Annotated in this window: 7 protein-coding genes; 4 read left to right on the top strand and 3 right to left on the bottom strand. The window is 48.2% G+C overall.

The window, feature by feature from the left end:
- Positions 1-343 precede the first annotated feature (343 nt).
- Positions 344-1612: a nickel-dependent lactate racemase gene (larA, locus tag ACN5NT_RS18010; protein ID WP_136799648.1), complete on the bottom strand. Its 1269-nt coding sequence runs from the start codon at positions 1610-1612 to the stop codon at positions 344-346.
- Positions 1613-1874: 262 nt separating this feature from the next.
- On the opposite strand from larA, the gene ACN5NT_RS18005 reads away from it, so the two are divergent.
- The 3 genes from ACN5NT_RS18005 (at position 1875) to ACN5NT_RS17995 (ending at position 6291) form a co-directional block, all read left to right on the top strand.
- Complete coding sequence (locus ACN5NT_RS18005) at positions 1875-3407, top strand: sigma-54 interaction domain-containing protein (RefSeq protein WP_136799647.1); 1533 nt, start codon at positions 1875-1877, stop codon at positions 3405-3407.
- Between the two features lie 372 nt (positions 3408-3779).
- Positions 3780-4586, top strand: a complete 807-nt coding sequence (gene larE / locus ACN5NT_RS18000; protein ID WP_136799646.1) for an ATP-dependent sacrificial sulfur transferase LarE — start codon at positions 3780-3782, stop codon at positions 4584-4586.
- A 220-nt stretch (positions 4587-4806) separates the two neighbouring features.
- Entirely contained in the window at positions 4807-6291 is a 1485-nt protein-coding gene (locus ACN5NT_RS17995) for an AMP-binding protein (protein ID WP_419176349.1), read from the top strand.
- A 213-nt stretch (positions 6292-6504) separates the two neighbouring features.
- On the opposite strand, the gene ACN5NT_RS17990 is transcribed toward ACN5NT_RS17995, so the two are convergent.
- Positions 6505-6885: an MTH938/NDUFAF3 family protein gene (locus tag ACN5NT_RS17990; RefSeq protein ID WP_136799644.1), complete on the bottom strand. Its 381-nt coding sequence runs from the start codon at positions 6883-6885 to the stop codon at positions 6505-6507.
- A 321-nt stretch (positions 6886-7206) separates the two neighbouring features.
- On the opposite strand from ACN5NT_RS17990, the gene ACN5NT_RS17985 reads away from it, so the two are divergent.
- Positions 7207-7878: an HAD family hydrolase gene (locus tag ACN5NT_RS17985; RefSeq protein WP_136799643.1), complete on the top strand. Its 672-nt coding sequence runs from the start codon at positions 7207-7209 to the stop codon at positions 7876-7878.
- 83 nt (positions 7879-7961) lie between these two features.
- Here the strand turns inward: ACN5NT_RS17985 and ACN5NT_RS17980 are convergent, their stop codons facing one another.
- The gene (locus tag ACN5NT_RS17980) at positions 7962-8924 is read right to left on the bottom strand and encodes a putative transporter (RefSeq protein WP_136799642.1); all 963 of its coding nucleotides are present in this window, start codon (positions 8922-8924) and stop codon (positions 7962-7964) included.
- Between the last annotated feature and the right edge of the window lie 59 nt (positions 8925-8983).

Genomic DNA, 8983 nt, shown 5'->3' with positions numbered 1-8983 from the left:
CGCTCAGAATCTTAATGGTGACGGTCTCATCTTCCTTCATGACCCAACCAGTGATCTCCTGGCCAGCCTTCAGACCCTCAACAACTACGACACCTACCACGTCAGCGGCTTCGTGTACTAAAAAATCGATTGCCATGTTAGTCTCCTGCAATGGTTTCTGTGTGAATCGAGAGAGTTGGTGGGTTAACCCTCTTCTGTTTTTCGGTTTACCGGTTTTCGATTCACTTCTATTTTAGGCCGCCCCTCTATGTTGCTGGCGGCGTACTTATAATCCAGGTTTCAAACGCTTCAGCTACGAGCTCAACAAGCACCCCTGAAATTCAGCGGGTCATTGAAAGGGGCTCTACTTCTCTTTCTCGTAGTAGTACATGGTATTTGCATTCATGATTATGCCAATACGGGGAGTTCCCTCGAATCCGTCCAGCCACTCGCTTAGAGCCTCTTCCGGACGTGCTGCACGCAGCTGGCACTGCTTCAGAATGGCCGGATCGAGTTCGGATGTAACCGCTACATCAAACTGATCGAGAGTACGGCCAAAAAGAAATGCTTTGTGGGCGCCCATCTTGAAACCTTTCGCCCTAAAATCGCTTACAACTTGCTGTGGGGTTTCAAACTTGGAAACGTAATTGAGGTATACATCGTCGCCTACTCCCTGGGGAGAAGCTGCAAGCAGCAGGATCTTACCGCCTGGCTTAACCGCCTGTGATGCGAGGTTCAAACCCTTTTGTGCCTGATAAAGACAGATGTCTTTCGGGTAACCACCACAACTGGCGATGACAATGTCAAACTTTTCATCAATACCTACGCCGTAGAGAGCGGCACAGCTTTTGGTACCCTCAGACAAGGTATCGAGGGGCTTACCGACCATAATCTTGATAACGTCTTTGTTCGGTGCCATTACCATATTCACGGCGAGGTTAACGCCGACCAGCTCACCAGCCTCATTGAGATCCTGACGAACCGGGTTCTCTTCGAGCACACCCACACGTGCCTGCTCATTGAACATGAGGCCGTGGTTATGCTCGATGGTTTTTTCGCTGCCGCAACCGATAATCACACCTTTCGCACCACCGGTAAATCCTACGAACTGGTGGGGATCGATCTGACCGATCACTATTTTATAATCAGCCTCACCATAGACCGCGTTCACCTGTACAGGGGAACCACTGCTGGTGGTACCGAAATCTTTTATTGGGCTATTGACCGCATCATGGGAAATTCGTGCACAGCCTGGCGCCACCTCGGCTGGAACCAACCTGTCGAGATCATCCTGCTCCAGCGGCGGATGAAGCCCACCCCCGACAATGACGGTCACATTCTCCGGCTTCAGTGCAGGCGCATGTTCATACAGCCATTTCAAAACGATTGGCAGCACCTTCTTGACAGGCAAAGGTCTGGTTTCATCAGGCACTGCGATGGCAACCTTCTGCCCTTCTTTCAAATCAGGCAGCAGACTCGCATCTTTTTCTCCGGCATTTACCAGAGCCTCGATTAGCGCCTGCTCAACTGATGGCACCGCTGCAATCTTGTTTGGCTCCAACACTGTTACATCGGCTGAATCCGGAACTTCAACTTCAATAGTTCCTTCACCATATTTTAATTCAAACTTCATATTTCACCTCTTTAAATAACATACTGGGTGTTATGCAAAAGACGGGCCACAGCCTTTTTTTAAATACATTTTTGTCGATATTCAGCAGGAACTAGCTACATACCGATCGAAACGCTACTCCAGCCCATTGAAAAGGAGCAGTGATTGCTTACGAAATCATGCCCAATATCCGGCATCGCGACGAATATTGGGCTTGTTTTTTCGGCACTCTTTAGTATTATTGGGCACTCAACACATAATCGTTATCCTCTATTGGTGCCCAATGAAGTGGAATACAGATACCCGATATAAACTGTTGCTCGACATTAACAACGCCATTGCTACAGAGAAAAACAGTGAGAGTTTGTTCCAGGCCCTATCCAAGGAACTTCATAAACATTTTGAACATGACCGGCTGGCAATCATTCTCTATGATCAGGAGAATGGGTCGATCAACTACTTCGCCGCCGCAGACGGTGTACAACCCGGTGGAGTTGTTGCCAATAATTCCCGGCCACTGGCCAATGGCGCAATTGCTAAAATCGCCATCCGCTCAGGCCAGCCCGCAGTTTTCGACGATCTCAGTCAATACAAGGATCTTAGTTCGGTAGGTGACCTGATCAAGGCAGGCCTTACCTCAACCATGGTTTTCCCGATGATCGTCCGGGACAAAACCATCGGAACAATCAACTTCAGCTACCGACAAAAGCCAAATTATATCAGTGAGCTTACAGAACTCCTGAAATCGGTAACCCAACAGATAGCTATCGCCGTCGACAACATGCTGGCCTACAGTTCGCTTGAGCATAAAAATAAACACCTCAAAGAGAAAAACAAATACCTGCTCTCAAACACCCAGGATTATAAAGCTGACGGCTTTTTCTATGCATCCGATTGCATGAGAGAGGTAATAGAGCTCCTCGACAAAGTCGCCAGAACTGATGAAACAATCCTGCTCACCGGCGAGACCGGAACAGGAAAAGATTTTCTGGCCCGGCTCATTCACGAGCGCAGCCATCGCAGCAATCATCTTTTTGTAAAGACGAATTGCCCCGGTCTTACCTCATCGCTCTTTGAGAGTGAACTTTTCGGCCACTCCAAAGGTGCTTTTACAGGTGCTGACAATAACCGACTGGGCCGATTTGAACTGGCGAACAAGGGCACCATCTTCCTCGACGAGATTGGTGAATTGCCTATTGCCATGCAATCCAAACTGCTCCAGGTCCTGCAGGAAAAACAGTTCGAACGCGTGGGTGAAAGTTCTTCCACTCCGGTTGATGTTCGTATTATTGCAGCCACCAATGTCGATCTGCTCGAGAATGTGCAAAACGGTGAATTCCGGCAGGATCTCTACTATCGCCTGGAAACTGTCACCATCGAAGTACCTCCTCTCAGGAAACGGCCCGAGGATATTCCTCTCCTTATCACCAACATCAACGCCAGCGAATCTGAGCGTATGAACCGGCCGGCGCCGATATACACCGAACAGGTACTGGACACACTCTCCGGGTATACCTGGCCCGGTAATATCCGTGAACTCCGCAATCTGGTCCGGCGCCTGATCATTCTTCACCCTGGTGAGAGAATCGGCTCTGACGAAATTGAAAAAACCTTTTCACTGAAAGCTACAACCCAGGAAAAACCTGATAATTTCCAGACTCTTCAGCAGGCGGAACGTGATCACATCATCGATGCGCTCAGCTCCTGCAAAGGAATTATCGGTGGTAAAAAAGGCGCCGCCCATCTGCTCGGTATTCCCCGTTCTACCTTGCAGTATCGCATTAAAAAGCTTGGCATTAACCCTGCCGAAATCTAGCCATCATCGAGGTCTGGTCAATTGGCCCTGCCCAGGCCTCATCAACTTAATGTATCGGCAAACTACACCTGGGGTTTTCCGCCAGGGATATTTGCTGAAGTCGATAAAGCTTAACAGTTCAACTCACGGCTAACCGTTAAAGATCCAATCAATTTACCCTATACTTCAGCTGTCGATTCCATCATGGATATTGATGGCACGCACATCCTGCTTGAAAGTTTTGAAGTAAAAAAGGCTATGGCTTCAGAGTATCCAGTCATCCGAAATAGCTGTCAATTATGACTAATATGCTTAAAGTCTATTGCTGAGAAAATCGCCTACACCATTAACAACAGTATTTCGACACCCCACAGTAAGGATGGTACCATTCCGATGACAGACCATGATAAACTCACCGACCTGAAAGCATATTTTGAAAAGCTCGGCACCATAGCCGTGGCATTCTCCGGTGGTGTGGACAGCACCTTTGTAGCCTGCCTTGCCGAACGTGTACTTGGTGACAAGGCAATCGCAATTACAGTCGATTCCCCCTATATACCCCGCTGGGAGATTGACGAGGCCAAAGAACTTGCCGCTTCTATAGGTATTCGTCACGAACTGGTCACAGTAGAAATCCCCGAAGAAATAGCCAGCAATCCCTTCAACCGCTGTTACCTATGCAAAACAGCCCTGTTTACACTTATTCAGGAGAAAGCCAGAGATTTGGGGTTTACCAACGTGGCAGATGGCTCCAACTTCGATGACACCAAAGATTATCGGCCCGGCCTGAAAGCACTGTCTGAACTCCGGGTGAAAAGTCCGCTGATGGAAAACCAGTGGACCAAAGACGAGATACGCGCTGCCTCAAAAGAGCTGGGCCTCGCAACCCATGACAAACCTGCCTACGCCTGTCTGCTGACCAGAATTCCCTATGACACCCGGATCAGTCTCTCTGATCTGGTGAAAATTGAAAGGTCCGAAACCTACTTGATGTCACTTGGCTTCCGTGCAGTACGGGTTCGCTGCCATGGCGATCTGGCACGTATCGAAGTTAACCGCAACGACCGAAGCAAACTCTTTAACGAAGAGCTGCTTGATTCGATATCCGAACGACTCAAAAGTTATGGATTCAAATATGTCGCCATAGAAGCTGCCGGTTATTCAATGGGCAGTCTCAACAAGGCGATTCCCGCCCCATAAACCCATTGCTTTTTCACCAATAACATCCCGGGTAATCATTCTTTTCTTATTCATTTCCTGGATTGCAAGGATTGCAACATTCGGCTAGGATTCAACCTGTCTATATCTGCCCGAATATTTCATCAACATCATGAAACCTTCGGGTCAACCTGCTGCACATTCATTTGAAGTTGAACGAAGTCACCTTCCACTCTTTTCTTTTTCAGTAAAGGAGATGAATATGCGAGAGTTTACCCTGTATGATCTGTTCGTTCGTAATGCCAGAAACAATCACGACAGTACAGCGCTGATCTCAGAGATCGCCGGCCATGAAAACCTCAGTTTCGGCCAGCTCCTGAGCCGGTGCGATCGACTCGCAGCAAGCCTGCATAACCAGGGAATTAAAAGCGGTGATCGCATTGCTCTTTTGTCGATGAATCATCCAGGCTTTTATATCCTGGTTGGCGCCCTCGCCAAGATAGGCGCTATCCTCGTTCCATTGAACTGGCGGCTGGCTAATGATGAACTGTCCTATATCCTTGCTGACTGCAGGCCGATTCAATTTTTTGCAGATGACACCCAGCTGGGTAAGGCACGCGAATTGGCAGAACCTGCCAATATCCCGGTGGTAAAGATTGAACAGGCCCTGACGGCTTCAGATACAACTCCACTCCCCGCGATATCCCTTGAACCAGATCATCCCGCCTGCATCATCTACACCGCTGCCGTTGAGGGCAAGCCACGGGGAGCCACCCTGAGCCATAACAATCTGTTGAGTGCAAACCTGCAGGTTATAACATCCATGGGCCTGAACTCAGACGACGTAAACCTTGCCATGCTGCCGCTGTTCCACATTACCGGGATGAATCTCGCCCTGGCAGTCATGCAGATGGGCGGCAAAAACGTTGTTATGGAAAAGTTTGATCTAGAACGGACAATTGCAATCACTGGCCGTGAACAGGTAACTATCATGGGCAGTTTTCCACCGATCCTTGCCCGGATAACCGACGCCATGACAGAAACGGGCACGTCACTTCCCAGCCTCAAATATGTTGTGGGCTTAGACGGGCCGGATAACATAAAACGGTTTGAAGATGTTTCGGCAGCCAAATTCTGGATACTTTACGGCCAGGCTGAAACCTCTGGTTTCGTTACTTTTTCACAGGCTTCAGATAAACCTGGTACTGCCGGCAAGCAGGGACTTCTCAGTAACTTCATGTTGGTAGATGAAAACGACGTGCCTGTCAAGCAAGGGGAAACGGGTGAAATAGTCGTCCGCGGTCCGCTGGTATTCAATGGGTACTGGAAACAGCCTGAGGCAAACGACTTCACTTTCCGTAACGGTTGGCACCATACTGGAGATCTCGGCGCATTGGACGAAGGCGGATACCTTCTCTACAAAGGAAGAAAACCCGAAAAAGAGTTGATTAAACCCGGTGGGGAAAATGTCTATCCCGCAGAAGTTGAGGCGGTAATACTGCAGCATCAAGAGGTGGAAGCCGTTAGTGTAATCGGCGTGCCAGACTCCAGGTTTGGCGAAGGCGTCAAAGCTGTCTGCGTTACCACTCATGGCAGCACCTTAGATGCTAAGAGTCTCATCGAGTTTGTCGGGGCCAGAATCGCCCGCTACAAAAAGCCGAGCTATGTGCAGTTTGTCGAGAGTCTTCCCACACTAGGTGAGGATGGGCCAATTGACAGGAATAAGGTGAAGGAGCTTTACGGATAACCTGAAGTTTTCATAAAAACATCCGAGCAGAGTTGTTACCCCTTTGACCTATTGGGACTTTGCCTGAAATAAATGCGCCTTATCGCAAGACACAGTTCTCACCAATTTTCGGGCGCTGGCGAAATTCGTACAAAAAGGCCGTATGCTACCGAATTATGTAGCATACAGCCTTCTCATTTCACGACCGGGCCGATTTCAATCGGCTTACAGACCTCAGCAGGTTGAGTGAAACAACCCACCTACCGGGACTTTCTTCTCAGCATATTCGTTATAGAGCTTCACGCCTTTCTTGGTTGAGGTCACTATCACCTCAACATCGTTATCTTCAATGAAATTAAGAGTTCTATCGGGAACTTTCAGGCGCATCAATACTCCGCGGGTCAGGATAACCACTTTTGCACCATGGGATAGTATCTCCTTGACATCGTCAATCTGGATACCTCTGGCGTGACCGGTACCATTTTCAGCCCAGTCCCACTCTCTGCCTCCACCCGGCCAGAGCTTGAAGTCCCTGCCGCTGCCGAGCTGCTCAACTTCTATCTTTCCCCATTGGCTTGACAAAATCCTTGGTGATCCATTCCCGTCTTTGTGCATTTATCCACCCCTTTCATCTATTAAAGCGTGAACCTACCCTGCCGCTGCCCCAGCCCCCTTTGAATACCTGCTCAATATAAAAATGGAGTGAAATACTCCAGAGCTTGACTGCTCTCATATAACAAGGAAGAATTACACCAATTATACAAAAAAAACCAGAATATCATGTTACATTTTAGTAGCAACCCAATGGGCCGTAGCGATTCAGGGTTTCAACCTTATTCCTTCTACAGCCCTGGTACAATGTATCAGCCTCTACAATAACGAGCCAGGAAACTGCGTAGTAACAAGACGCTCTACATTTTCACAGTGAGTTCTGCCATGATGATCTCTGAGCAATTACAGGCAATATTTTTTGATTTCGATGGTGTACTGGTCGACTCCACTGAATTGAAAACTCAGGCTTTTTACACTCTTTTCAAGGAATATCCACTTCAAGCCGTTGAGGAAGTCGTTGCCTATCATCGACAACATGGTGGTGTAAGCCGGGTACTGAAGATCCGCTACGCATTTGAGTCCATCCTCAAACTGCCGCTTAAAGAGGCTCATTTGAGAGAGCTGGCAAAGCGATATGAGGATCTGGTAATACAGCAGGTTATCTCAGCTCCCTGGATTTCCGGGGCCAGAGAAACCCTCGGAACGCTTACTGGTAAATACCCTCTTTTCCTTATATCAGGCACGCCGCAACCTGAACTGCGACATATTATCGACAACCGAAACATGTCTCATTACTTCAGAGAAGTGTTGGGTTCCCCCACAACTAAGATAGAACATTTACGAAGATTACTTTCTGAATATTCCCTGGAGCCACAGAGATGCATCTTTGTGGGTGATGCCCATACCGATATGTGTGCTGCTGAGACGCACACTATTCCCTTCATTGGCATCAGAAGTGAATATCAGTTCCCTGACGGGATAACTACGCTGCCGGATTGCCGGAAACTTCCAGAACTTCTGGAGCAAATTGGTGGACACTCAGCGATTGAGAAATAATCGGCAATTAACGAAAAGCCGGTCAGCGCCATTGAATGAGGGCGCGACCGGCTTTTGTATCTTTCAGCCAGAGTGCGTTCGGGTCAATAGCGGATATTCAGCTCGAACTCACGTAGACGTTTATGAATTGAGCGAAGCTCAGTAATGGTGGTCCAGTTAGCAATAAAGATAGAAAAGGACTCACGTACCTTACTGAATGCATTCGAGACCTGGACGAGAACGCCCAGCGTAATAAGGCCGGTGAAAAGTCCTGGGCCCATAATAATGTAGGGCACTATGACCATCAACTGCTCGAAAAAATTGATCCAGACATCGAAATACCCATAGTGCATGAACAGCCTGTTATAGTTGAACCTCAGGCCAGTGAAGAGTTCGACCAATGTTGCAGTCTGCCCATAGTTGACCTTGTCGTCCTCGGCGTAGACCAATTCTTTACGAAAGGCAGCTTCAACTTTCTGGTTATTATATTCAAGCCCCGGCAGCTTTATACCCACAAACCAGGAAATCACCAGTCCACCGACTGATACCAGCAAAGCCACCCAGACAAGGCTGCCATTGAAATCCCGGATAATCGGCAGGTCCACACCACTGCTGAGGCCCCAGAGAATAGGGAGGAAGGCCACAAGCGTCATGATAGCCCGCACAACCTGTAACCCGAGGCTCTCGATGATTTTGGCAAAACGGTAGATATCCTCCTGAATACGCTGACTTGATCCTTCAACCTCTTCCTCAACCTTCTGCCATTTCTCAACATAAGAAAATGTCATGGCTTCCCGCCACTTAAAGGCATAAATTCTGGCAAAATAGGAGGTAACTGTCGCAATAAAAACATATGGCAGAGCGATATACATAAAATCCAGCAAACCTGCCCAGAACTCGTCCACAGAATGTTCTGTAGCTTTCTGGAGCATATTGTAAAACGCGCCGTACCATTTGTTGATTTTTACAGTTAATTGTACCTGGCAATAGAGGGAGAAAAGAAGTACCGCCATCCCCCCCCAAGCCCAGACAAACCACTCCCTGCTTTTAAAAAATGCACGAAACATACAGACGTACCAACGTTATTTGAGTAAGAAATTGCGCCCATTAAGAGCGCACGTATATG

Origin of the sequence: Desulfosediminicola sp., from assembly GCF_048381775.1 — a bacterium.
GTDB lineage: Bacteria > Desulfobacterota > Desulfobulbia > Desulfobulbales > Desulfocapsaceae > Desulfopila > Desulfopila ganghwensis.
This window is presented reverse-complemented; position numbering and strand designations above follow the sequence as displayed.